This is a genomic window from Marinobacter sp. M3C (assembly GCF_023311895.1).
In the GTDB taxonomy this organism is placed as follows: Bacteria; Pseudomonadota; Gammaproteobacteria; order Pseudomonadales; family Oleiphilaceae; genus Marinobacter.
Genome location: NZ_CP092284.1, coordinates 1,779,565 through 1,802,931, shown reverse-complemented (window position 1 = coordinate 1,802,931; position 23,367 = coordinate 1,779,565). Strand labels below are relative to the sequence as shown.

Annotated in this window: 23 protein-coding genes, 1 rRNA gene and 1 other RNA gene; 22 read left to right on the top strand and 3 right to left on the bottom strand. The window is 54.6% G+C overall.

Translation table 11 applies throughout. The features are described from left to right. Window positions 1-57 precede the first annotated feature (57 nt). From rrf to MIH18_RS08295, 13 genes are all read left to right on the top strand, one after another. A 5S ribosomal RNA gene (rrf, locus tag MIH18_RS08355) occupies window positions 58-171 on the top strand. 181 nt (window positions 172-352) lie between these two features. Then, window positions 353-1,903, top strand: coding sequence for a 2-isopropylmalate synthase (locus MIH18_RS08350; RefSeq protein WP_249014294.1), 1,551 nt, complete (start codon window positions 353-355; stop codon window positions 1,901-1,903). A 40-nt stretch (window positions 1,904-1,943) separates the two neighbouring features. Continuing rightward, entirely contained in the window at window positions 1,944-2,864 is a 921-nt protein-coding gene (locus tag MIH18_RS08345) for a 2-isopropylmalate synthase (protein ID WP_249014293.1), read from the top strand. Window positions 2,865-2,867: 3 nt separating this feature from the next. Further along, a complete protein-coding gene (gene rimI / locus MIH18_RS08340; protein WP_249007698.1) occupies window positions 2,868-3,356 on the top strand; it encodes a ribosomal protein S18-alanine N-acetyltransferase in 489 nt (162 codons plus the stop codon). A 111-nt stretch (window positions 3,357-3,467) separates the two neighbouring features. Continuing rightward, the gene (prfC, locus tag MIH18_RS08335; RefSeq protein WP_098419536.1) at window positions 3,468-5,057 is read left to right on the top strand and encodes a peptide chain release factor 3; all 1,590 of its coding nucleotides are present in this window, start codon (window positions 3,468-3,470) and stop codon (window positions 5,055-5,057) included. A 36-nt stretch (window positions 5,058-5,093) separates the two neighbouring features. After that, complete coding sequence (locus tag MIH18_RS08330) at window positions 5,094-5,903, top strand: TatD family hydrolase (RefSeq protein ID WP_249007699.1); 810 nt, start codon at window positions 5,094-5,096, stop codon at window positions 5,901-5,903. Window positions 5,904-6,085: 182 nt separating this feature from the next. Beyond that, window positions 6,086-6,514 (top strand): 50S ribosomal protein L13, encoded by a 429-nt coding sequence (gene rplM / locus MIH18_RS08325; protein WP_018404896.1) that lies wholly within the window; start codon window positions 6,086-6,088, stop codon window positions 6,512-6,514. A 12-nt stretch (window positions 6,515-6,526) separates the two neighbouring features. Beyond that, window positions 6,527-6,919 carry a 30S ribosomal protein S9 gene (gene rpsI, locus MIH18_RS08320; protein WP_007348971.1) on the top strand — a complete coding sequence of 131 codons (393 nt, stop codon included), beginning with the start codon at window positions 6,527-6,529 and terminating at the stop codon, window positions 6,917-6,919. Window positions 6,920-7,158: 239 nt separating this feature from the next. Next, a complete protein-coding gene (petA, locus tag MIH18_RS08315; RefSeq protein ID WP_249007700.1) occupies window positions 7,159-7,752 on the top strand; it encodes a ubiquinol-cytochrome c reductase iron-sulfur subunit in 594 nt (197 codons plus the stop codon). Beyond that, window positions 7,752-8,984, top strand: a complete 1,233-nt coding sequence (locus MIH18_RS08310; protein WP_249007701.1) for a cytochrome bc complex cytochrome b subunit — start codon at window positions 7,752-7,754, stop codon at window positions 8,982-8,984. The genes petA and MIH18_RS08310 overlap by 1 nt, the downstream gene beginning before the upstream one ends. Beyond that, complete coding sequence (locus MIH18_RS08305) at window positions 8,984-9,739, top strand: cytochrome c1 (protein WP_249007702.1); 756 nt, start codon at window positions 8,984-8,986, stop codon at window positions 9,737-9,739. Before MIH18_RS08310 ends, MIH18_RS08305 begins: the two co-directional genes overlap by 1 nt. A 108-nt stretch (window positions 9,740-9,847) precedes the next feature. Further along, window positions 9,848-10,477: a glutathione S-transferase N-terminal domain-containing protein gene (locus tag MIH18_RS08300; protein ID WP_007348967.1), complete on the top strand. Its 630-nt coding sequence runs from the start codon at window positions 9,848-9,850 to the stop codon at window positions 10,475-10,477. Between the two features lie 62 nt (window positions 10,478-10,539). Then, window positions 10,540-10,953: a ClpXP protease specificity-enhancing factor gene (locus MIH18_RS08295; protein ID WP_249008939.1), complete on the top strand. Its 414-nt coding sequence runs from the start codon at window positions 10,540-10,542 to the stop codon at window positions 10,951-10,953. Window positions 10,954-11,137: 184 nt separating this feature from the next. Here MIH18_RS08295 and MIH18_RS08290 read toward each other — a convergent pair whose 3' ends face one another. Genes MIH18_RS08290 through MIH18_RS08280 form a run of 3 tightly spaced genes read right to left on the bottom strand, consistent with a single transcriptional unit; the run spans window position 11,138 to window position 14,115 of the window. Next, window positions 11,138-11,728, bottom strand: a complete 591-nt coding sequence (locus MIH18_RS08290; protein ID WP_249007703.1) for an SIS domain-containing protein — start codon at window positions 11,726-11,728, stop codon at window positions 11,138-11,140. A gap of 9 nt (window positions 11,729-11,737) precedes the next feature. Further along, window positions 11,738-12,103 carry a YraN family protein gene (locus MIH18_RS08285; RefSeq protein ID WP_249007704.1) on the bottom strand — a complete coding sequence of 122 codons (366 nt, stop codon included), beginning with the start codon at window positions 12,101-12,103 and terminating at the stop codon, window positions 11,738-11,740. A gap of 26 nt (window positions 12,104-12,129) precedes the next feature. Then, window positions 12,130-14,115, bottom strand: coding sequence for a penicillin-binding protein activator (locus MIH18_RS08280; RefSeq protein ID WP_249014292.1), 1,986 nt, complete (start codon window positions 14,113-14,115; stop codon window positions 12,130-12,132). A 68-nt stretch (window positions 14,116-14,183) separates the two neighbouring features. Here MIH18_RS08280 and rsmI point away from each other — a divergent pair, with 68 nt between their 5' ends. The 9 genes from rsmI to mraY all read left to right on the top strand — a co-directional run bounded on the left by rsmI (window position 14,184) and on the right by mraY (window position 23,357). Continuing rightward, window positions 14,184-15,065 (top strand): 16S rRNA (cytidine(1402)-2'-O)-methyltransferase, encoded by an 882-nt coding sequence (gene rsmI, locus MIH18_RS08275; protein WP_249014291.1) that lies wholly within the window; start codon window positions 14,184-14,186, stop codon window positions 15,063-15,065. Between the two features lie 50 nt (window positions 15,066-15,115). After that, window positions 15,116-15,472: RNase P RNA component class A (rnpB, locus tag MIH18_RS08270), an RNA gene on the top strand. A gap of 302 nt (window positions 15,473-15,774) precedes the next feature. Further along, window positions 15,775-16,224, top strand: a complete 450-nt coding sequence (gene mraZ, locus MIH18_RS08265; RefSeq protein ID WP_249007707.1) for a division/cell wall cluster transcriptional repressor MraZ — start codon at window positions 15,775-15,777, stop codon at window positions 16,222-16,224. Continuing rightward, entirely contained in the window at window positions 16,221-17,198 is a 978-nt protein-coding gene (gene rsmH / locus MIH18_RS08260; protein ID WP_249007708.1) for a 16S rRNA (cytosine(1402)-N(4))-methyltransferase RsmH, read from the top strand. The genes mraZ and rsmH overlap by 4 nt, the downstream gene beginning before the upstream one ends. Beyond that, window positions 17,198-17,605 carry a cell division protein FtsL gene (ftsL, locus tag MIH18_RS08255; protein WP_249007709.1) on the top strand — a complete coding sequence of 136 codons (408 nt, stop codon included), beginning with the start codon at window positions 17,198-17,200 and terminating at the stop codon, window positions 17,603-17,605. Before rsmH ends, ftsL begins: the two co-directional genes overlap by 1 nt. A gap of 73 nt (window positions 17,606-17,678) precedes the next feature. Further along, complete coding sequence (locus tag MIH18_RS08250; RefSeq protein ID WP_249007710.1) at window positions 17,679-19,424, top strand: penicillin-binding protein 2; 1,746 nt, start codon at window positions 17,679-17,681, stop codon at window positions 19,422-19,424. A 2-nt stretch (window positions 19,425-19,426) separates the two neighbouring features. Continuing rightward, window positions 19,427-20,911, top strand: coding sequence for a UDP-N-acetylmuramoyl-L-alanyl-D-glutamate--2,6-diaminopimelate ligase (locus MIH18_RS08245; protein ID WP_249007711.1), 1,485 nt, complete (start codon window positions 19,427-19,429; stop codon window positions 20,909-20,911). Further along, window positions 20,908-22,287 (top strand): UDP-N-acetylmuramoyl-tripeptide--D-alanyl-D-alanine ligase, encoded by a 1,380-nt coding sequence (gene murF, locus MIH18_RS08240; protein ID WP_249007712.1) that lies wholly within the window; start codon window positions 20,908-20,910, stop codon window positions 22,285-22,287. Before MIH18_RS08245 ends, murF begins: the two co-directional genes overlap by 4 nt. Next, window positions 22,272-23,357 (top strand): phospho-N-acetylmuramoyl-pentapeptide-transferase, encoded by a 1,086-nt coding sequence (gene mraY / locus MIH18_RS08235; protein WP_249007713.1) that lies wholly within the window; start codon window positions 22,272-22,274, stop codon window positions 23,355-23,357. The genes murF and mraY overlap by 16 nt, the downstream gene beginning before the upstream one ends. Window positions 23,358-23,367: the final 10 nt, after the last annotated feature.

The window sequence follows — 23,367 nt, the reverse complement described above, 5'->3', positions numbered from 1 at the left end:
TATCACGGCCCTAAAAAGCCAGCGTTCTATCTCATCCCCCAGTGATCAACCGTTTTGTCTGACGACTATAGCGGCTTGGTACCACCTGATCCCATCCCGAACTCAGAAGTGAAACAAGCCTGCGCCGATGGTAGTGTGGTTCGTCCATGTGAGAGTAGGTCATCGTCAGACTCTTATTGCTAAAAGCCCCGACAGCTCACGCTGCCGGGGCTTTTTTTTGCCTGACAAAAACGAAACCAGCCCAAAACAGGGACGGATTTCAAATCCGTCCCTAGTCTGTCCCCTATTCGTGAAATCTGTCCCGGTGGTATACTGCCAGACCAAAGCCCAATAAGCCTGATGGAGTTGCTGCATGCCTGCCAACGATCACCTCGTCATATTTGACACCACTCTGCGCGATGGCGAGCAAAGCCCCGGCGCCACCATGAACAAGGCCGAAAAGCTGCGTATTGCCAAAGCATTGGAAAAACTGCGTGTTGACGTCATTGAAGCCGGCTTTGCCATAGCCAGCCAGGGCGATTTCGAGGCAATCAAAGGAATCGCGGAAACCATCAAAGACTCCATAATATGCAGCCTGGCTCGTGCCATTGATGGTGACATTGATCGGGCTGCCGAGGCTGTGCGCCCGGCAAATTGCAGTCGCATTCACACATTTATAGCTACGTCCCCTATCCATATGAAGCACAAGCTGAATATGTCGCCTGACGAGGTGGTGGAGCAGGCCGTCCGTGCGGTTAAACGCGCGCGCAATCACGTTGCTGATGTGGAGTTTTCTTGTGAAGACGCGGGTCGTTCCGAGTTGGATTTTCTATGCCGCATTATTGAAGCGGCGATTGACGCAGGCGCTACAACCATCAATATTCCGGACACCGTGGGTTACGCTATACCCCATCAATTCGGCAATACCATGGCCCAGTTGTTGAATCGCATCCCCAACGCCGACAAGGCTATTTTCTCGGTTCATTGCCACAATGACTTGGGGCTTGCCGTCGCCAACTCTTTGGCAGCTGTATCTCAGGGCGCACGCCAGGTTGAATGCACCATTAACGGTCTAGGTGAGCGCGCCGGTAACGCCTCCTTGGAAGAGATTGTGATGGCGGTGCGTACTCGTCAGGACTACTTCAATCTTGATACCCGCATAGACGCTACTCACATAGTGCCGGCTTCCCGCTTAGTGTCGACCATTACCGGTTTCCCGGTACAGCCTAACAAAGCGATCGTAGGCGCCAACGCCTTTGCCCACGAGTCCGGTATTCACCAGGACGGCGTACTCAAGCACCGCGAAACCTATGAAATTATGAGGGCTGAAGACGTTGGCTGGCACACCAACAGCTTGGTGATGGGCAAGCACTCCGGCCGTAATGCATTCCGTACGCGGTTGTTAGAGCTCGGCATCCAGTTTGGCACCGAAACCGAGTTGAATGAGGCGTTTGCCCGCTTCAAAGCTCTCGCGGATCTGAAGCACGAAATTTTTGACGAAGACTTGCAGGCGATTGCCAGCAACACCCGTCAAAAAGATCAGTTAGGGCGCTTCGGATTGGTGTGCATGAAAGTGTGCTCGGAAACGGGTGTGATTCCGAAAGCCGATCTGACGATCACCATGGATGACAAAGAGCACAGTGTGCAGGCCGAAGGCAGTGGCCCGGTAGATGCGACATTCAAAGCCATTGAGTCATTGGTGGATTCCGGTTGCAAGCTTCAGGTCTACTCGGTGAACAACATTACCAGCGGTACCGATTCACAGGGCGAGGTTACGGTACGTCTTGAGCGCGGTGGTCGCATCGTTAACGGCGTAGGTGCAGACACTGACATCATTATTGCTTCGGCCAAAGCTTACATAGCAGCGTTGAATTTGATCAGTGCGGGCGGTATACGGCACCATCCGCAAGAAGCTGATGTATAAAAGTTATTAAGACACGTTTGAATAATTTGGCAGGATGTTAATGCGGACCCACGAAGCGGAACGGCAATTTTATTTGGCGATGGCCGGTGTGCAGCTCTGGTATGCTCGCGAGCCGCTGCCGGGTGCTGCGCCTAGCCCTGAATTCGTGTTTCCGTTAGAGCGCGCTCCAACGACTCCAGTGTTGCCAATGCCTGCCGGGAACCCTTCTGCGCCCATTCACGCGCCTTCTTCGGCCCACTTACCTAAAGCCAAACCGTTGCGCCGGGCAGATCCTGCGGCGGCTGCCCGCATTGCTGATCTGCAGTCGCTGATGAAAGCGGGAAAAACCGAGGCATCCCAGCCTGATCGCCGCCCCAAGCCGGTAGAAGATATTCTTGCCAGCACCCGTTTGACTCCTGATCAGACGTCTGCCCCGGTGACGGATGCGTCGCCGGCGGTGGAAATCGCGCCTTTGCCAGCGGCGCTCTCGCCAACAACCCGCAATTCCGACCAGGTTGTGCCAACAGCTGATCCGCTAAAGGTTACCCTGGCGTTGTGGCAGGGCCGTAATGTCAGCCTGATAGCGGCACTCTCGAACGACGCCAGTGTCAAGTTGCAACAAGCGCTTGCGCACAATATTTTGCGAAGCCTCGGCGAAAAAGAGTCGAGTGAGAGCGTAACCGTAAACTGGCCGGTGTTTAACAACCTTCTGGTGCCTGGCAACCAGCCGCAGGATCTGGTGGGCGTTCTGAAACCGATTTTATCCGGCTTGAACGCCCAACATCTGATCGTACTGGGTGTGAATGTTGACGACCGTTTAAGCGCTGATCATGCCGGGGGCCCCGTGCCGTCCTGGCTAGCAGAAGCATTGCCGACAGTAAAAAAGCCGCTGATGGCGTTCAGGTTCAGTCTTGCCGAACTTGCAGCGCAGTCTCAGTACAAGAGGGACCTGTGGAGTGCCATCAGGGAATGGGTGAGCTGAGTCATGGGAGACCGAACTAAGGCGTATCAGCAGGTGGCTCAGGGCGACCTCGTCATAGACACCTTGACTCCGGAAGAGCTGCCGGCAATCCTTGAAATAGAGCGCGGCTGCCATTCCAATCCCTGGTCCGCAGGTATCTTTGAAGATTGCTTTAAGTCCACTTATAAACTGTGGGCGGCGCGCCGTAATGGTGAGCTTGCCGGCTACGCGGTGGTGACCTATCAGTACGATGAAGCTCACCTACTGAATCTTTGCGTAGCACCCGCGGCACGCAGCCTGGGTGTCGCACGGCGGCTGTTACAGTATCTGATTGCGCAGTCCGGCCACGACGGTATGCAGCTGTTGCTGCTGGAGGTTCGCCATAGCAATCGGCACGCCTATCGCTTGTATTGCTCTGAGGGTTTTGATCAGGTTGGTGTGCGCCCGGATTATTACCCTGCGACCAATGGCCGTGAAAACGCTCGGGTGATGACGCGCCCCTGTTTGCTCTAAGCCACTGCACCGGGGTTCGCGTATAAACGCCTTAAGCCCTATAATGATGCCCTTCTCAGCACTTTCTATTCAGGTTGTCTTGTTACTATCTATTCAGGTCGTTTTGATACTATGTCGAATCCTTCCCAGCTCTCAACGGAAGTGGCTAACCGTCGCACTTTCGCGATTATTTCCCACCCGGACGCCGGTAAAACCACTATTACTGAAAAGGTGTTGCTGTTCGGTAAGGCTATTCAAAGGGCAGGCACTGTAAAAGGCAAAAAATCGGGCCAGCATGCCAAATCAGACTGGATGGAAATGGAAAAGGAGCGGGGCATTTCCGTCACCACCTCGGTGATGCAATTTCCCTACCACGGCAGTTTGATCAACCTGCTGGATACACCGGGACACGAAGACTTTTCCGAAGACACCTACCGTACCCTGACAGCCGTAGACTCCTGCCTGATGGTCATAGACAGCGCCAAAGGTGTTGAGGCGCGCACCATCAAGTTGATGGAAGTGACGCGCCTGCGAGATACGCCCATCATTACGTTCATGAACAAACTGGATCGAGAGACCCGTGATCCGGTAGATCTGATGGACGAAGTCGAAAGGGTTCTCAATATCGCCTGTGCGCCCATTACCTGGCCTATCGGCATGGGAAAGAGCTTTAAAGGGGTGTACCACCTGCTGCGGGATGAAGTGATTTTGTATCACACTGGGCAAGGCCATATGATTCAGGATGAGCGAATTATAAAAGGTCTCGACAATCCCGAGCTTGAGGCCGCCCTGGGTGGCTATGCCGCAGAACTGCGTGACGAGGTAGAGTTGGTGAAGGGCGCGTCTCACCAATTCGACCAGCAGGCTTTTCTGGCCGGAGAGTTAACGCCGGTATTTTTTGGCACCGCACTGGGAAATTTCGGAGTTGATCACATGCTGGATGGGCTTGTGGAATGGGCGCCTGCGCCACAGCCGAGGCAAACCGACCAGTGCCTGGTGCAGCCGGTGGATGAAAGTTTTTCTGGTTTCGTATTTAAAATACAGGCCAACATGGACCCACAGCACCGCGACCGCGTTGCCTTTTTACGGATAGTTTCAGGCCAGTATGCGCCAGGAATGAAAGCGCGCCACGTGCGGCTAGGCAAAGATGTGCGCTTTTCTGATGCGCTTACCTTTATGGCCGGAGACCGGGAGCGCGCAGAGGAGGCGTTTGCGGGTGATATTATTGGTTTGCACAACCACGGTACGATTCAGCTGGGGGACACCTTTACCTCCGGTGCCGACATGAAATTTACCGGTATCCCAAACTTTGCGCCTGAACTGTTCCGCCGCATCCGCTTGAAAGATCCGCTAAAAGCCAAACAGCTGCAAAAAGGGCTGATTCAACTGTCAGAAGAGGGCGCTGTTCAGCTATTCCGCCCGCTGCGCAACAACGATTTGATAGTTGGTGCTGTTGGGGTGCTGCAGTTTGACGTAGTGGTTAGTCGTCTGAAAACCGAATATAAGGTAGAGGCCATTTACGAGCCGATTAATGTATCCACGGCGCGCTGGGTAACCTGCACTGACGAGCGCAAGCTGGACGAGTTTAAACGCAAGAATAACGACAACCTGGCCCTCGATGGCGCTAATCAGCTAGCGTACATTGCGCCTACCATGGTGAATTTGAGCTTGGCTCAAGAGCGGTATCCCGACGTGGAGTTCCATAAAACCCGGGAGCATTGATTTTACCCGTTGCTATTCGGTTCAGAGGCCGACGTGATGCTGGTTGACGTCCATTGTCATTTCGATTTCCCCCAGTTTGACGGGCGGCGCGAGCAATTGATGGGCGAATTGCGTGGGCAGGGCATTGGCGGGCTGGTGATACCTGGCGTTCGCTGCGCCGATTGGCCGAAAGTACAGCAAGTCGCTATGGCTCATTCTGGTGTTTTTTACTGTTTGGGTATTCACCCTTGGTATATTGACGAACATGGCCCTGAGGATCTGCAGCGGTTGCGGGGCCGCTTGGCTAACGCGAGCGAGCTATGTGTGGGTGTTGGTGAGTGCGGGCTAGATCGGCTTCGGGGTAGCCTGAGCGAACAGATGCCATGGTTTGAAGCTCAGGTGAGAATTGCCGCCGAGTATCGGAGAGCGCTGGTGATCCATTCCGTTAAAGCTCATGATGAGGTTGTCGAGGTATTAAAAGCGGCGAATTGGACGGGTAATGCGTTGGTTCACGGCTTTTCCGGTAGCTATCAGCAAGCTGTAAAATTGATAGATTTGGGCTGTATGTTAGGGGTGGGTGGTGTGATTACTCACGCCAAAGGCGGTAAAACACGCGACACGTTAACGCGTGTCCCGGCCTCTGCGTTGGTTCTAGAGACAGACGCACCTGATATGGCACCGGCCGGTGTTCGGCACGGCCAGAACTCTCCGCAGTATCTGCCGGATATACTGCGAGAACTAGCCCTACTGCGTGGCGTAGCCGAGCCCGAATTAGCAGCTGTCCTGCTCGAAAATAGCTGTCGACTCTATGGTTCTGCGCTACAAGCGGAGCTTTTTCGGTCGCAACTGGGTGATTACCGAAACTGACGATATCGGGGTTGGATTTTTTTGCGGCCTAAAGTATACTTCGCGACCTGGCTTTTCAAGGCGTTGATACTGTCTCAGCCCCGAACAGTTCAGCGCAACCAACAGGTAGAGAAATCTGCTGCTGTTATTTTCAGCGTAAAGCAGATTTTAACGATTATTTTATAGCGTTCAAGGCGGAATCAATGAAGACTCTGAGTGCGAAACCAGAAACTGTAAAACGTGACTGGTACGTTGTAGACGCAGCCGGCAAGACGCTGGGTCGTCTTTCAACCGAAATCGCCCTTCGTCTGCGGGGCAAGCATAAGCCTGAGTACACCCCCCATGTAGACACTGGCGATTATATTATTGTTATCAACGCCAGCCAAGTGCGGGTTACCGGCAAAAAGGCATCTGACAAGATGTACTACAGCCATACCGGCTTTCCGGGTGGAATCAAGTCCATCAGCTTTGAGAAGTTGATCGAAAAGGCCCCTGAGCAAATCATCCAGAAGTCTGTCAAAGGCATGCTTCCGAAGGGTCCGCTTGGTCGCGCCATGTTCCTGAAGCTGAAAACCTATGCCGGCGCTGAGCATCCTCACGCAGCCCAGCAGCCCAAAGAACTCGACATTTAACGGAAGGCGGATATGTCTGTAGCACAAAATTACGGTACCGGTCGCCGCAAAACCTCAACGGCTCGTGTTTTTATCAAGCCTGGAAGCGGTAGTATTTCCATCAACGGTCGCACCATCGAAGAATTCTTCGGTCGCGAAACCTTGCGTATGATCGTGCGTCAGCCTTTGGTTGTTGCCGAGTCTGTGGATCGTTTTGATATCAACGTCACGGTAAAAGGCGGTGGTATCAGTGGTCAGGCCGGCGCTATTCGCCACGGTCTGACACGCGCTCTGATGGAATACGACGAAACATTGCGTCCAGCCATGCGCAAAGCGGGTTATGTAACCCGTGATGCCCGTGAAGTTGAGCGTAAGAAAGTGGGTCTGCGTAAGGCGCGTAAGCGTCCTCAGTTCTCCAAGCGTTAATTTTTTGCTGGAGCAGACACAAAAACCCGGCTTATTGTCGGGTTTTTTTTCGCCTGTGTAACTCGCAACCAAATTGACTTGGCGCATGGTAAGAAGCCGCTGTAGCGGCTTTCCGACTTGTAAGGAAGTGGTAATTTCATTACTATTTGTGCGCTTATAATCTTGGGTTGTGAAGTCCTTTTAGATGCGCATTGCCGCAATGTTTGCGGTGTGTCATCGCCTGATGGGAGAAAACCATAATGAAAAATGGCGACGTGAGCCATGGTCGGCGTCGGTTTTTAGTCGGTGCTACGGCTGCGGTCGGCGGGGTTGGGATTGTTGGTGCTGCAGTGCCCTTCGTGGCGTCCTGGAATCCCAGTGCCAAAGCGGAAGCTGCGGGCGCACCGGTAACTGTCAATATTGAAAAAGTTGAGCCGGGTCAGCAGATCACTGTGGCGTGGCGGGGTAAACCGGTGTGGATTATCCGTCGTACACAAGAGATGCTGGATAATATTGAAAAGCTCAGCGACCAGGTGAAAGATCCCCAGTCGGAGTCTGAACAGCAACCGGCATACGCCCAGGACGTTTTTCGTTCAATAAAACCAGAGATCGCTGTTCTGGTGGGCTTGTGTACCCATTTGGGTTGTGTACCGACGTATCGGCCCGAGTTAGCTCCGTCCGATCTGGGTAAAGAGTGGTTGGGCGGTTTGTTTTGCCCCTGTCACGGCTCCCGCTACGACTTGGCCGGCCGCGTTTACGATGCGCAGCCTGCACCCCTGAACCTTGAGGTTCCGCCTTATCGGTACGATGACGACACGACCATTACCCTTGGTCTTGATCCGGAGGTTGCGTAATGTCAAAGCTAGTGCAGTGGGTAGATGAACGTCTCCCAATTGTTGAAGCCTGGAACAAACACCTGGCGAAATATTACGCGCCGAAGAACTTCAACTTTTGGTACTTCTTCGGTTTTTTGGCCATGGTGGTGTTGGTTAATCAGCTCGTTACCGGTATTTGGCTGACCATGAGTTACAATCCCTCCGGCGAAGGCGCTTTTGCCTCGGTGGAATACATCATGCGTGATGTACAGTGGGGCTGGCTGTTGCGTTATCTGCACTCTACCGGCGCTTCCGCGTTTTTCATTGTTGTCTACCTGCACATGTTCCGCGGTCTTTTGTATGGCTCGTACCAGAAGCCCCGTGAGCTGATCTGGCTGTTTGGCATGCTGATTTACTTGGTGCTGATGGCTGAAGCCTTCATGGGATACTTGCTTCCTTGGGGACAGATGTCCTATTGGGGCGCGCAGGTTATCGTGAACCTGTTTGGTGCTATTCCGGTGATTGGTGAAGACTTGTCGCTGTGGATTCGTGGTGATTACCTGATCTCTGGTATTACCTTGAACCGCTTCTTCGCTCTGCACGTTGTGGCCCTGCCTATCGTTTTGCTTGGACTAGTAGTGCTGCACATCCTGGCACTGCACGAAGTGGGTTCGAACAACCCTGATGGCATCGACATCAAGAAGAACAAAGACGAAAATGGCATTCCGAAAGACGGTATTCCGTTCCACCCGTACTACACCGTGCATGATTTGATGGGTGTAGGCGTATTTCTGTTCATTTTCTTTATTGTGGTGTTCTTCTTCCCTGAAATGGGCGGTCTATTCCTCGAAGCGCCGAACTTTGAGCCTGCCAATCCGTTGAAAACGCCTGCGCACATTGCTCCGGTATGGTACTTCACGCCATTTTACGCGATGTTGCGTGCGGTAACCGTTGACTTACTGGGGCTGTCTGCAAAGTTTTGGGGCGTAGTGGTGATGGGTGGTGCAATCGCCATACTGTTTGTTGTGCCTTGGCTGGACCGTAGCCCGGTTCGTTCCATGCGTTATAAAGGCTGGATGAGCCGTGTGGCGTTGGCTGTTTTTGTCATCAGCTTCGTTATTCTGGGTTATCTTGGCCTGGTACCGACGACTGAAGGCCGTACCATAGCCGCTCAGATTCTGACCGTGTGTTACTTCCTTTTCTTCATTCTTATGCCGTTCTATACGCGCATGGAGAAAACCAAGCCAGTTCCAGAGAGGGTGACAGGATAATGAAAAAGCTGATTCTTGGTCTTTTCATGGTCATCCTGCCGGCACTTGGGCTGGCAGCGGGTGGCGCCGTGCCACTGGACCACATCAAAACCGATCACACCGATAAAGCGTCATTGCAGCGCGGTGTGGCAATGTTCACTAACTATTGCATGGGCTGTCATTCCATGGAATACGCCCGCTACAAACGCGTGGCGGACGATCTGGAAATTCCGGTTGATCTGTACACGGAAAATCTAATTTTCACCGGTGCAAATATCGGTGAACTGATGAAAAACGCTATGAACAAGGATATGGCCGCTGGCTGGTTTGGTGCGCCGCCTCCGGATCTGACGTTGGAAACTCGCCTGCGTGGTGAGAGCTGGGTATATTCTTATCTGCGTGGGTTTTACAAAGACGACAGCCGCCCGCTAGGCGTAAACAACGTGGTATTCGCCAACGTGGGTATGCCCCACGTATTGGTTGAGCTACAGGGTTTGTGCGCGGTCAAGCCAAATATTGGCGTGGAAGCGTCGGTTGAGCCGCTCAGTGGTAATGTCAATAACGCAGACATCTGCCCCAGCTATGCCACCAAGGGCAGTATGTCGTCGGCAGAGTTTGACAGCGCCATATATGACCTGACCAATTTCATGTCTTACATGGCAGATCCGGTTAAGGTTGAGCGTGAACGCCTTGGTGTTTTTGTGCTGATTTTCGTCGCGATTTTCTTTGTGTTCGCCTACCTGCTCAACCGCGAGTACTGGAAGGATATACACTGAGAAATAGGGTATAATTAACAGCCCTGAGCTTTAGCGAGTCATGATTGGCTCGCTGGGCTTTTTTTGTTTTTCAGGGCCAATTTTTTTGATCAATCATGAGGTAGTGCTATGGGCGTTGTGACCAAGCGGTCGTCGATGACGTTTTTTTCAGACCCCGCGAGCCAGTATAGCCACAGGGTTCGTATCGTATTGGCTGAGAAGGGCGTTACCGTTGATATCGTAGATGTAGATCCGGATAACCCTCCGGCCGAGCTTGCTGACCTCAACCCGTACAACGCGTTGCCGACTCTGGTGGATAGGGATCTTGTGCTTTACGAGCCCAATATCATGATGGAATATCTGGATGAGCGTTTTCCTCATCCGCCGTTGCTGCCGGTTTACCCGGTCGCCCGTGCTAACAGCCGCCTGATGATTCATCGAATTCAGCGCGACTGGTGTGTCAAGGTCGATCAGATTGTGGCCCAGCCCAATGCCAAGGCTTCGGAAGTCGCTCGTAAGGAATTGCGCGAAAGCCTGCTGGCCACTGCGCCGGTATTCGGTGAAATGCCGTTTTTTCTGTCGGAAGAATTTACCATCGTGGATTGCTGTATTGCGCCGATTCTGTGGCGTTTGCCGGCTCTGGGTATTGAGCTGGACGACAAGCAGGCTAAGCCGCTGGATAAGTATATGAAGAGTATTTTTAGTCGCGAAGGTTTTAAGGCCAGTCTGTCTGACCTTGAAGAAGACATTCGTAGCTAAGCAGTGATTAATACGCCAGTCGTCGCAGCAGGAGAGTCGCAGTGGCCGATGTAAAAACTACCATGAGCTCCAGTCGCCCATATCTGGTGCGAGCGTTGAACGAGTGGGTTCTGGACAACGATTGCACGCCTTACATCGTGGTTGACGCCGGGATCCAAGGTGTGCAAGTTCCGAATGAGCACGTGGCGAATGGCCAGATCGTGCTCAATATCAGCCCTGGTGCTGTCAAGTCTCTGGTTATTGGCAATAGTGCTTTGGAATTCAACGCCCGTTTTGGTGGTGTGCCCATGCAAGTATTTGTGCCATTGCAGGCGGTGATCGCTATTTACGCCAAAGAAAATGGTGAAGGTATGGTGTTTGGTTCCGAACCTGGCATGCCAGATCCGAATGGCGCAGGTGAGCCCCGTAACGCCGATGGCTCCAAGTCCAAGGAGGATCGCCCGAGTGGTCGTCCGACTCTGAAGGTTGTTAGATAGAGTTATCCGCTCGTAAAAGCTGATGTTCTGGCAAGTAAAAACCGCTTTATTCAACCTGTCTTCTGACAGTGAGGGTGCAGCGGTTTTTTTTGGCTAAAATTCGTTAGCGCCCCGTCTGGCTAATTTTTGAGCACTCAGGCGCTCAGTCGGTCTACAAATTAGTCAGACGGGACATTGGCCGTTATTAACCACCGAACAGCTTACTGTCAACTCTGGCACACAGAACGTTGATGAGCAGCATTAGTATCGGCATGGCATCGCTTGGGCTGAGATTATTCAGTGCGATTTCATGATCTTGCGGATCCAACAAAGACGTAATATCGGATTTTTCATGGGCGCTCAATACGGCAACACTCATGTCACGATCGTGTGCGGCCTGAATGGCTTGAATAAGATTCGCCTTGTGGCCGTCGTCTACAATTAGAAATAGAAGGTCGCCGGGCTTGCCCACGGCGCGGATCTGGCGCGAGAAAGTGTCGTTAAAGCGGTTGTCCCGACAGATTGCCGAGTAGGTAGTGGCGTCTGAGCCCAGATTGATAGCCGGTAAGGCGGGGCGGTCTTGTTCGAAGCGGTTCAGAAATGCGGTGCAAAAATACTGCGCTACCACGTTGGCGCTGCCGTTGGCGCAGGTCACGATTTTTCCGTCTTGTAATAATACATTTACAAAAGCGTCAGCCATGGCTTCAATATTTTCGGTGGCCATACTTGCTGCCATAGCGGTATGTTCCATATGGCTGGCAAACCGCTGGTTGATCTCTTGTGCAGAATCGGTCATGGGTTGAAATCATCCTGCCTGTAGTGCGTTTTTAAGCCATTGTACCCGGTATTTTTTTAAGCTACCGGGACCAATAGCGATAACGTCAATACGGCTGTCGGTATTGCTCAGTTGGTGGCGGTGCAAATAAAAGCGCGCCGCTTGAATCAGGCGTTGCTGTTTACGCCAGGTAATAGATTCAGCCGCTCCGACCAAGCTGCCGGCGCGGCGATAACGGACCTCAAAAAAGACCAATGTTGTTCCATCCTGGCCGATCAGGTCGATTTCTCCACCGCGATTGTAAACATTTCGCGCCAGAATTTTTACACCATAACTGGCCAGGTAGCGTGCAGCTACCCCTTCGTAGTAATCGCCGATTTTGCGTTTGCCATCCATGGCTTTGGCTGTCCTTTGTCAGGTGATCAGAGTGCGCCCCCGGCAATCGCCGGCTTGGCCTGGGGCTGGTTGGCGTCGGTTTCTGCCTTGGGTAAGCTGGCAGGTATTGCTGGCAGCAGTTCGACGTTGCCGGAACTAAAGCGGGCCCAGCGCTGATAACGGCGAATACTGCCGGACGGCGTCATTGTCAGTACACCGGTTTGACCGTCAATAGTGGCTTCTGAAACCTGCTTAAGCAGGGGCAGGCGTTTGCTTAGGTGCCAAGCGTCTGCGCCCATGGCAAACAGGCGGCCGAGCTGTCCGCGCGTGGCGTCTGGAAGCTGGCTGCCGGCTTCATCCCGGAGAGGATTTTTTTCATCCAGCACCCAGGGTATGTCGGTAAATGTCACTCCGTTCAGGTCGCGGTCGCGGCCAGGCGCAGAGGTGCCCGCATAAACAATAGAGGGTGCGTAAACAGGCAGATCGCCGGCGAAATAAAACGCAAACAGGGGGTTCAGTTGACGTGCGGTATCGGGCTCGGCCACCATCACAATGGCTTGGGCATCTTGGCGACGCCGCGCTTCGAACTCAATATTGAGGCCTATGGTACGTTCCACATCAATAGCGCGGTCGCGGGAAGTGTTGATGCCCAGCAGGTCGGCAGTAACCGCGCGCAGGTTGTCCTCTCGCAAAAACCTCTGGCTGCCAATAACGCGCCCGCTATGTTTGGCCATCTGTTCGATTAAGGCGGCTTCTACGCGGTTGCCCCATTCGCCACTGGGAATGATCACCAGTATGCGTTTAAGCCCTTCGGCGCCCAGCCGATCCGCAATTTGCCGGGCTTCATCTTCAGCGGACAAGCCAAACTGGTACAGTCCTGCGGGGGCACTGACGCCCGGGGGCAGATAGTTAAGGGCCAGTGTTTGCAGGGGTAGACTGGGCAATTTGCCCAGTTCGGCCAGAGCGTCTTTATCCAGCGGGCCTACCAACAGGTCTACTGGTTGCTTCGCCAGTTCTTGATACAATTCCCCAAAAGGCTTCTGTTTGCTGTCGACAACCCGTATTCGCGTGGCTTCGCGGTCAACGGATGTATCGCTGAAGTAAGCAGCCAGAAAACCGTCTCGTATGGCTTTACCGGCGGTAGTCAGTGGGCCATTCAAGGGCAGTGCCAGAACAATCTGCTCAGGCCGGCTGGCCGCAAGGCCGGCAATCAGCTTCAGCTCAGAGGGCAGAAGCTGGGCCGCAGGATGACCTGGCCAGTTTGACTGCCAGCGCCGGATAGTCCGGCCCTGCTCGTCGAAGCCCATACCTGGTAATCTCACCTGTGTTGTCAGTTCCAGCCAGCCTTGGGTCTCGTAGCCTATTTCGCGACTGTCGGCGCTACTAAGTTGTGTGTCGCTGACAGTTTTTAACAATTGCCAGATGCGATCGTGCAGCGGTTGTGCGTTGGCGCTGCTGTCAGCTTGGGCCAGGGCGATCAAGGTTTTGGCGGCTTTTAGCGGATCGCCCGCCAGCGCGAGCGTCTGCGCCTGCAGGCTACCGGCGCGATTAAGCAGCTCTGGCGTTACCTCCATAAAGCTGTTGATGCTCAGGTTTGCGATAATCTGCTGCGCCCACGTTTGGTCTTTAAGCGTCACCGCGCCGTTCATGGCCAATAATCGTTTCTGGCTGGCCAGCTTGGGTAGGGGTTGCGCCAATTGCCCGCTTTGCAGTAGCTTGCGCGCTCCCTGATGATCACCCTGCTGCTGAAAGCGGCTGGCGATGCGCAGCAGGTAGCGTTGTGCTGTATCTTGATTGCGCTCCTGGCTGGCCAGTTCCAGAGCTTGCGCTGGTGTGTCAACGACCTGGGACTGCAGATCAACCCCTGCGCAGCCGGCGGTTAGCAGAATAGCGGCCAATAGGCCGGCAATGGCGGGGTGGGCAAGGCGCTTGTTAGTCATAGCTGGCTCAGCGTGCTCCGAGTGGTTAAGCTTGGGAGAAAAACCCGCAAAGCTTAGCAGTTCCGGCATTAATTCACATGAAGTAAGTGTCATGCCGCGCTTCTATAAGCGCGCGGGTTCATACACACAGTCTCGCTTTTGCGGGCAAGGCGGTTAACACGATGGTTACAAAGCACGCAGACAAAGCTCAAGCCACTAGCGCCGGGGTGCTCTATATTGTCGCAACGCCCATTGGTAATCTGGACGACTTATCGACGCGTGCGGTAAAAACCCTGGCAACGGTAGACCTGATTGCCGCTGAAGATACGCGCCACAGCGGGCGCTTGCTGCAGCACTTGGGCTTGCACAAGCCAATGATGGCGCTACACGATCACAACGAGCGCGACCAACACAGTCGGATACTCGCTGAGCTAGGGGCCGGCCGTAGTGTAGCTTTGATTTCCGATGCCGGAACGCCATTGATTTCAGATCCCGGTTTTATTTTGGTGCGCGAAGCCCGAGTCCAAGGCTTTCAGGTTAGCCCCATACCCGGTGCTTGTGCTCTGGTAGCAGCTTTGAGCGCCAGTGGCCTGCCCACCGATCGTTTTCAGTTTATTGGCTTTTTGCCGGCCAAAGGTTCCGGCCGTCGTTCGGTGCTGGAATCGCTGCAGGCCGAAACGTCAACTCTGGTTCTATATGAGTCACCCCATCGCATCACAGATACAATTGCTGATGTCATTACGGTAATGGGCGCAGGCCGGGAGCTGGTGCTGGGGCGGGAGCTGACCAAGGCGTTTGAAACCTTTTATAACGGCACAGCCGAGCAGGTGCTGGCCGAATTGCAGCAGGACCCCCACGGCAGTCGCGGTGAGTTTGTGGTGATGATTCACGGCGCAGCTCCAGAGCCGGATAGTGAGCAGACAACGCTGGACACCGATCGCCTATTAACGATTTTGTTGACCGAATTGCCAGTTAAGACTGCGGCGAAAATGGTGGCGGAGATTACCGGCCGCAAGAAGAACGAGCTTTACCAGCGCGCCTTGCATCTTAAAAGTGGTGGCTGAGCGCTGCGCTTTTGCTTGCATGGGCTGCGGCGCCGCGCTATTGTCAGCGCCGAGCTCGCCAGACAGTCGCCGCCGTTTTATCGGGGGAGGAAAGTCCGGGCTCCATAGGGCAAGGTGCCAGGTAACGCCTGGGCGGCGTGAGCCGACGGAAAGTGCAGCAGAGAGTAGACCGCCTAAGCCAGCGGATTCGTCCGATGGCCGGTAAGGGTGAAAGGGTGCGGTAAGAGCGCACCGCGTGGCTGGCAACAGTTCACGGCATGGTAAACCCCACCTGGAGCAAGACCAAATAGGAGTCCGTTGGCGTGGCCCGCGCTGGACTCGGGTAGGTTGCTTGAGGCCTGTGGTGACGCAGGCCCTAGATGAATGACTGTCCACGACAGAACCCGGCTTACCGGCGAGCTCGATTTTTTCGCCCCTCTTTTAATCCCCGTTTAATCGCCTCTCGGCGAGTAATAGCCAAAAGATCTTACACCTCAACGACAGTCTGCGGTGTTCATTGCAGGTATTTGATTTTGTTTATTTTCTTAAGTTTAATTTAGCAGTTCCCCTTCAACTCTGTTTGTAACTCATTGTTTTAAAAGCAAATTTTTTATATTAGCTCTCATAGTCGATGCTTGCATTGTCGAGTGCGTGTTTCTATAGTAAGCACAAGTGGGAAAAAGTGGTTTTTAGTGGTTTATAGTGGATTCAAACCCCAGAGACAGGGCTAATGAGTAACTTTTTTGGCAGTCATGCGATCAATATGGACGTTAAGGGTCGCTTGGCGATCCCTGCCAAAGTGCGCGAGGAGCTCATTCAGGTCTGTGGCGGCCGTTTTATATTAACGGTTGCAGACGCCGACCGTTGTTTGCGGCTGTATCCGCAATCTGCGTGGGATGAATTGCGTCCCGCCATTGAAGCCCTTCCCAACATGAGTAGAGCAGCATTACGCCTGCAACGCCTGGTACTGGGTAATGCCGCTCAGATGGAACTGGATTCGGCAGGTAGGATTTTGATTCCACCCACGCTCAGACAATACGCCCGGCTGGAGAAAAAACTGATGTTAATAGGCCAGGGTAAAAAGCTGGAACTGTGGAGCGAGGAAAGCTGGAACCATTTGCTGGACACACCTCCTGACGCCGAAGAGATGACCGATGCTATGAAGGGCTTGTCGCTGTGACGCTGACGTCGACGAATGGCGCTGCGGGTTCGTTCTCGCATCGCTCGGTATTGCTGGACTCAGCGGTAGATTTATTGCTGACCGATAGCGGCGGCCGCTACGTTGACGCTACGTTTGGCCGTGGCGGCCACAGCCGCATGATTCTTGAACGCCTGGCTGAAAATGGCGCGCTACTGGGTATCGATAAAGACCCGCAGGCCATCGATGAAGCTCGTGCTCTGGCGGCGGCAGATTCACGTTTTAATGCTTTTCATGGCTCGTTTGCTGACCTGAGTCAGGCGCTGGAACAGACGCATTGGCCTCAGGTTGAAGGCGTACTGATGGATTTAGGTGTGTCTTCGCCACAGCTGGACGACGCCTCTCGTGGTTTTAGTTTTATGCGCCAGGGCCCACTGGACATGCGAATGAATCCTCAGCAATCGCCCAGTGCCGCAGAGTGGCTGGCCAGCGCTGATGAAAAAGTGATTGCTGACGTTATTTTTAAATACGGTGAAGAACGATTCTCCCGCCGTATTGCCCGGCTGATCGTGGAACGTCGAGCGGAAGCGCCGATCACCACTACTCTGGAGTTAGCAGAACTGGCAGCTAAGGCGGTGCCAAAAAAGGAAAAACACAAACACCCGGCAACCCGGACATTCCAGGCTATTCGCATTTTTATCAACCGCGAACTGGAGGATCTGGAGCTGGGATTGAAGGCCGCTGCCGAAAAACTGGCCCCTGGTGGCCGTTTGGTAGTGATCAGTTTTCACTCGTTGGAAGACCGGTTGGTGAAGCGTTTTATGCGTGATCTGGCGCGCGGTCCGCAGATGCCAAAGGGTATTCCGGTCACCGCAGCGGAAGAGTCATCGGCGTATCGCCTTATTGGTAAAGCCAGCAAGGCGGCGCCTGATGAGGTGAGCGATAACGTAAGAGCCCGCAGCGCGGTAATGCGGGTGTTGGAACGTCGCGCAGACATTGCACAGGAGAATATCTGATGGGCGCTGTGGCTATTGAAGAGCGGGTGCAAACCCGCCGCTTGAACACCAAGGTGGTAAGGAGTGGCGTAGCATCTGCGCTGCGCATTTCCGGCCAAGTGTTCGTTGCAACACGGCAAAGCAACGTTTTGGTCTCGCTGGTGCTGGTGACTATGTTGCTGGCTTCTGCCATTGGTGTGGTGGTGAGTGCCCATAAAAATCGTGTTCTGTTCAATGGGCTGTCACAACTGCATGAAGAACGTGACGGTTTCCAGAGAGAGTGGAGTCAGTTACTGGTAGAGCAAAGTGCGTTGAGCGCTTACGGGCGTGTTGAAAGCTTGGCGTCCACGCGTTTCGGTATGGTTGTGCCCGGGCGCCAGGACATTGTTTTGGTGCCACTTCTGGTGCCAGCAAAACAATCCTATTGAATTTCACGCATCTGCCAAAGCGTGTCATTAGGCCACTTGATAATGAAAAAAATCTCGAGCAGGAATCGCTAACGTGTCCGATCCGCAAGCCACAGCTACATGGAGTCAGCGCATCGCCGCTAACTGGCGCTATGGCTTTGTGTTGGGCGTATTTATATTTGTGATCGGTGCTATTTCCGTGCGCTTGGTGGATTTGCACGTTATCGACAACGAATTTTTGCGCCAGCAGGGCGATGCTCGGACCATTCGCGTAGAAAGTATAGACGCCCATCGTGGCGTTATTACCGATCGTTACGGCGAGCCACTGGCAGTTAGTACGCCGGTACAGACGCTTTGGATGAATCCATCGGAGATGGACGCAAAAGATCCGCGCATCGCCACTCTTGCTCGCTTGCTTCAGCTTGACGAAGCGACTCTGCGTCAGCGATTGACTGACTATGCCGCTCGGGAATTTATTTACCTTCGCCGAAAAATCCAGCCTGAACTGGCGCGTAACGCCATGGCTCTGGGTATCGGCGGAGTTTACTCCCGCCAGGAATATCGGCGCTACTACCCTGCTGGAGAAGTCACTGCGCACGTTGTTGGCTTTACCAACATAGACGAGAAGGGTCAGGAAGGTATTGAGCTGGCTTACAACCGGGTTTTGTCCGGAGAGTCCGGGCGTAAGCGGGTGTTGAAAGACAACCGTGGTCGGCTGATTAAAGATTTGACGCTGATTCGTGATGCCCGTCCGGGTGGCGAACTGACATTAAGCCTCGATCTGCGACTGCAGTATTTGGCTTACCGCGAATTGAAAGCGGTCGTTAGCGCACACAATGCCCGCGGTGGCACCCTGGTGATGCTGGATGCGAACAGTGGCGAAGTGCTGGCGATGGTGAACCAGGGTTCCTATAACCCTAATGACCGCAGCCAACTGGCGGCGGAAAATCTTCGCAACAAAGCCATTACCGATCTGTTTGAACCGGGTTCTGCGATGAAGCCCCTGGCTATGGCCGCGGCGCTGGAAACTGGTCTATACACGATCGGCAGCCAGATTGATACGTCCCCGGGTTTTCGCCGTTTTGGCCGTTTTACCATTCGTGACAGTGGCAACTATGGGGTTTTGAGTCTGACGGATATCGTTGTGAAGTCCAGCAACGTAGGCATGAGCAAGATTGCCACCGAGATTGGCGGCCAAGTGATTCGCGATTTTTACGCCCGGGTCGGCCTGGGTCAGCCGACGGGCATTGGCTTTCCGGGTGAAGCTATCGGGGTTCTACCATCGCCCGTTAAATGGCGCCCGGCGGCAGAGGCCACGCTGTCTTACGGTTACGGGCTTAGCGTAAATGCGCTGCAGTTGGCCCAAGCTTATATGGTCATTGCCAACGGTGGCGTGCGCTATCCGTTGAGCTTGTTGAAGCTGAATCATGCGCCGACCGGCGAGCGTGTGGTGTCAGAGCAGGTAACAGCACAGATTCGCAGCATGCTCAGTGACGTTGTCACTCGCGGTACCGGCAAGCGCGCGCAACCGGGGTTCTATTCTGCCGGAGGTAAAACCGGCACCGTTCACCTGGTGGGTGCCCAAGGTTACGAAGAGGGCCAGTACAAAGCCATATTTGCTGGCATGGCGCCCATTGATAACCCGCAAATTGTCACTATCGTGGGGGTGGATGCGCCCCAGTCTGGCGGGTATTACGGTGGTGAGGTGGCCGCGCCGGTGTTTGCGCGGGTGATGAGCGACGCCTTGCGGTTGCTCAATGTCAAACCGGAGTTGGACATAGTGCACAGCGGTGCGCCGCGGCCGTCAGCACCTTCATCCGCCAGCGGGGAGAGGGGCTGACCATGCAGATAACGTCGTTAAATACACTGTTGCAAGGCGTAGTTGTGGTGCCGTCGGTATTCGATGTGACCATCCATGGCTTGCAAACTGACAGCCGTAAAGTGCGGACCGGTGATGCGTTTGTAGCGCTGGCGGGCGCCCATACAGGGCCCGAACAGTATATAGACGACGCTATTCGCGCTGGCGCATCGGTGGTTTTGCTGGAATCTGAACAGGCTGGTGAGTGCAGCGAGCGTAGTGGCGCCTTGATCGTGCTGGTGCCCGAATTAAAAGCCCGGCTGGGTAAGCTTGCAGACCGTTTCTTTGAATACCCGTCACAGCGCCTGCAGCTGATTGGCGTAACGGGTACCAACGGTAAAACCTCGGTAACCCAGTATATTGCACAGCTACTTCAAGCGGCGGGTACGCCCTGTGGCTTAATGGGCACGTTAGGTAACGGCATGCCCGAGGCTTTGCAGCCGGCGACGCACACAACCCCCGACGTGGTGCAAGCCAATCGGGTACTGGCAGGTATTTTAGCCAGCGGCGGCCGTGCTGCGGCGATGGAGGTGTCTTCCCATGCGTTGGATCAGGGCCGTATTGATCGTCTTACTCTAACGGCCGCGGTGTTTACCAATTTGACCCGGGATCATCTTGATTACCACGGTTCCATGGCCGCCTATGGTGAAGCCAAGGCCAAGCTTTTCACCCGTGAAGAGTTGCGCTTTGTGGTGATTAATGTCGACGACCCATTTGGTCGTACGCTATACCACCAGCTTGAAGGCAAGTGTGACCGCCTCCGCTTCAGCCTGCATGAGCCGCAAGTGGAGTTATCGCTAAAAGAATTCTGCGTTTTGGACAACGGCTTTCGCGCCGTGCTGGATGGCCGGTGGGGCGAATTCACCATCGAGGCGCCACTGATGGGCCGCTTTAACGCCAGCAATGTACTGGCTGCGGTTGCCACAGTGATGGCGTTGGGGGTTGATGTAACCCAAGTGCAGCAAGGCGTTCGCCGGCTAGTGCCACCCGCCGGACGCTTGCAGGTGTTTACCGCCGGCGACGGTGCCCGGGCGGTGGTGGACTATGCCCACACCCCTGATGCTTTGCACAACGCGTTGGCGGCGTTGCGCCCTCACGTAAGCGGGCGGCTGATTTGCGTTTTCGGCTGTGGCGGCGACCGTGACAGTGGCAAACGGCCCGAAATGGCGCAACAGGCTGAAAACGGCGCTGATCTGGTGATTGTCACTGACGATAACCCGCGTACCGAAAATCCATCCGCTATCACAGCCGATATCATGGCCGGATTTATAGCTCCAGAAAAGATTCAACTGATTCACAGTCGTGCCCAGGCCATCGCCACCGCCCTTGCTCTGGCCGGCCCGAACGATCTGGTACTGGTGGCTGGCAAAGGCCACGAAGACTATCAGGATATCGCCGGTTGCAAGCATCCCTTCAGTGACAGCGAGCAGGTAACCCATGCACTAAAGCAGCGGGAGGAAGTGGCATGATGCGCGCCTTTTCGCTAGCGGAAGCCGTGCAGTGGTTGCAGCCTGACTGTCATTTTGACGGGCCGGACAATTTAACGTTTAACGCGGTCAACACCGACACCCGCAGCTTGCTGCCAGGGCAGTTGTTCGTGGCGCTGCGCGGTGAGAATTTTGACGGCCACCGGTTTTTGCAGCAAGCACAGGAGCAGGGCGCAAGCGCCGCCGTTGTGGATCGTATTGATGCCACTGTGGGCCTGCCCCAGTTGCTGGTCAGCGACACCTTGATCGCGCTGGGCCAACTGGCAACGGCGCACCGTGAAACCAGCAACGCGGTTCTGGTTGCCATTACCGGCAGCAGCGGCAAAACCACGGTTCGCGAAATGACCGGGGCCATTTTGCAGCAGATGGGCCCGGCTTTGATTACCCAAGGCAATCTGAACAATCACATTGGTGTGCCGCTGACCCTGTTTGGCCTGGCTTCTCAGCACCGCTTTGGTGCGATCGAGCTGGGCGCCAGTGGCCTTGATGAAATTGCTTATACGGTGGCCATGGTGAAACCGCAGGTGGTGATTCTGACCAACGCGGGCCAAGCCCATCTTGAAGGTTTTGGCAGCTACCAAAACATCGTGCTTGCCAAGGGCGAAATTATCGACGGCGTGGCCGATGACGGCCTGGTTGTGCTTAATCGGGACGATCCGGCGTTTGATCAGTGGCTGGCGCGTGCCGGCCGTCGCCGTGTGGCAAGCGTAAGTCGCGTAGGCCATGCCGGAGCTGATTATAGGGCGACAGCCGGGGCTGGCGGCCAGCTGCAGATCAGCGGGCCAGATGGTTGGCTTTGCGACCTACGGCTTGGTCTTGAAGGTGAGCACAATCTCAGTAACGCCGCTATGGCGGCAGCTGCAGCGCGGGAGTTGGGCGCCACCAATGAACATATTAAAGCCGGGCTGGAGCAGGTGTTAGCGGTGAAAGGTCGCTTGCACATACGACCACTGGCGCAGGGTTGGACCCTCATTGATGACAGTTACAACGCCAATCCGGAGTCGATCAAAGCCGCGCTGGCGGTGCTGGCAAAACGCCCGTCACCGCGCATTGCGGTGCTGGGCGCCATGGCTGAACTGGGCGAGCAGGCTGCCCAGCTGCACCAGGAAGTCGCGCAATACGCCCGTGATCTTGGCATTGAGCGGTTGCTGGCGGTAGGCCCGGGCTGTGAGGGCTACGCCCGGGGGTTTGGTGCCACGGTGGAAATCTGCACCAGTCACGACCAGGCGATTAATGCCGTTTTAAAAAACACACAGGTACCGGCCACCGTGCTGGTGAAAGGTTCTCGCAGTTCCGCCATGGAGATTGTGGCGGAGGGAATAAAAAATAAGGTGAATAACACATGCTGCTCTGGTTAACAGAGATACTCTCACAGTACTTCACATCGCTGACGGTGTTTCAGTACCTTACTTTGCGCGGCATTCTGGGCACGCTCACGGCGCTGTTGATTTCATTGCTGGTGGGCCCGGTGATGATTCGCAAGCTGGCGCAATACCAAATTGGCCAGGCGGTGCGCGACGACGGCCCGCAAACCCATCTGAGCAAAGCCGGTACGCCCACGATGGGTGGCGCGCTCATTCTGGTGGCCATCGCCGTCAGTACCTTGTTGTGGGCAGACTTAAGCAACCGCTACGTGTGGATTACCCTTCTGGTCACTCTGTTATTTGGCGCTATCGGCTGGGTAGATGATTACCGCAAGGTGGTTGAGCGCAACCCTCGTGGCCTGCCGGCCCGGTGGAAGTATTTCTGGCAGTCGGTGGTGGGTGCCGGTGCCGCTATCACGTTGTTTATGACAGCGTCTTTGCCCCAGGAAACCTCGCTGTATCTGCCGTTTTTCAAACAGGTGTCGCTCACCATGGGGCCAGTGCTGTTTATTCTGCTGACCTATTTCGTGATTGTTGGCACCAGTAACGCAGTCAACCTCACCGACGGTCTAGACGGCCTGGCGATTATGCCCACGGTGATGGTAGCTGCTGCGCTTGGCATATTTGCCTACCTGTCGGGCCACGTCCAGTTTGCCAATTACCTGCTAATTCCTCGCTTACCTGGCAGCGGCGAACTGATTGTGTTTTGCGGCGCCATTGTCGGCGCCGGTCTGGGATTTTTGTGGTTCAACACCTATCCCGCTCAGGTGTTTATGGGCGATGTCGGTGCTCTTGCTCTGGGCGCAGCTCTTGGCATAGTGGCGGTGATTGTGCGCCAGGAAATTGTGCTGTTCATCATGGGCGGCGTGTTTGTGATGGAAACCGTATCAGTGATTTTGCAGGTGGCGTCGTTCCGCCTGACCGGGCGGCGAATTTTCCGCATGGCGCCGCTGCATCACCATTTCGAATTGAAGGGCTGGCCCGAACCGCGGGTTATCGTGCGTTTTTGGGTTATTACCGTGGTTCTGGTGTTGATTGGTTTGGCCAGCTTGAAGCTGAGATAAGGAGTGTTGC